Origin of the sequence: Limnospira sp. PMC 289.06 (assembly GCF_032350395.1) — a bacterium.
Classification (GTDB): domain Bacteria; phylum Cyanobacteriota; class Cyanobacteriia; order Cyanobacteriales; family Microcoleaceae; genus Limnospira; species Limnospira platensis.
The window spans coordinates 1-1,197 of the sequence record NZ_JARPLC010000334.1; the positions used below are offsets into that span (position 1 = coordinate 1).

Here is a 1,197-nt window from a genome sequence, read left to right on the forward strand (position 1 = left end):
AAGCACGGTTTTGAATGGGAGGGAATGGAGGCGACTCCATTCTCGACCCCTAATGTTAAGTATCCAGCTATAGTAATTCGTTTGGGTATGACTGGCTATATACACTCGATAACTTTATGGTAATTTATTAAAGGAACTTCACTGATTCCTGATATTATTTTTGGGAAAACTTGCACAATTGTTCCCCTTATGGCTGAATGGCGCAGACGGTATTGGTTGGGTGCATCTCAATTAGGATATGAGTATAATTACTCAGAGAAAAAATCTACTCTTACCCTGATTAAGCAGCTAACGCGCCATTTAGGTAGGCACAGCGATGCCTCAACACCTTCGGCACATTCTCCCTTCGCCATTGTGCCCCCGGCAACTTCACCCTCATCCCAATTTGTTTCACCAACGACTCCACCCGACCCCAACCAATCGATTGCCCCGCTTCCTGCCCAGCCTGGTAGTCTATAATCCTAGTCTGGTGATGCTTTAAGTAATTGATAAACCCCGTCGCTCCCCGACATGGCTCTGGGCGTAGATACTCAATTGCCTTCTGGGTCTCTCCTCGCCATAGCAGTGCTCGCATCTGCGACTGTTGAGCCGGTGTTCCTTGCACCTTGTTAGCATTTTCCATTATTAGATACCAAGTGCGAGACGTTTAGGCATGAAATAGAGCTGCAATGCTTGAAATAACTGCCTAGTGGGGACTTAAACCCCTTGGTTGAATATAAGAGGCTCGCCTCTGACCATCTCCATAACTGTTTATATGTCCCGACGCTTAGGAAACTGAGCAAGGCAGGGAGGGAACTCAAGGTCAAAAACAAACTAAGAAATTAGGGAGTAGAGAGTGACGGCGATAGCCACCCCCAGTTTCAGGATTCACAACCCGTCAGATTGAAGCGGGGAACGGAAGGCGTGAAGTAGAACCTACTACCAGATGCGACCACTGCCAACCATCCATGATTAGGGAGACCGAATGTCCGGCTTGAACCACCGTAATTATAAAGTAGCGAAATAGGTTGATGCGCTGCGCTCAAAAGAGCAAGGGGAAAAGTAGGGGGCTTTGGTTACTACCTATACAGACCTTTAAAAGTACCCCGGTGGAAAGGATAAATCTAAAGATGGAATGCCCATATAAACGGAACGTTTTAAATCCTCCTAGACTCTGATTATCTGGTCGAGATATCAGTAGGGATAAGTGTAACCGCA

Annotated in this window: 1 pseudogene; it reads right to left on the reverse strand. The window is 46.5% G+C overall.

From position 1 onward, the window contains the following. Positions 1–280 precede the first annotated feature (280 nt). A pseudogene (locus P5674_RS24950) lies at positions 281–634 on the reverse strand (ISKra4 family transposase); the annotation flags it as partial. Positions 635–1,197: the final 563 nt, after the last annotated feature.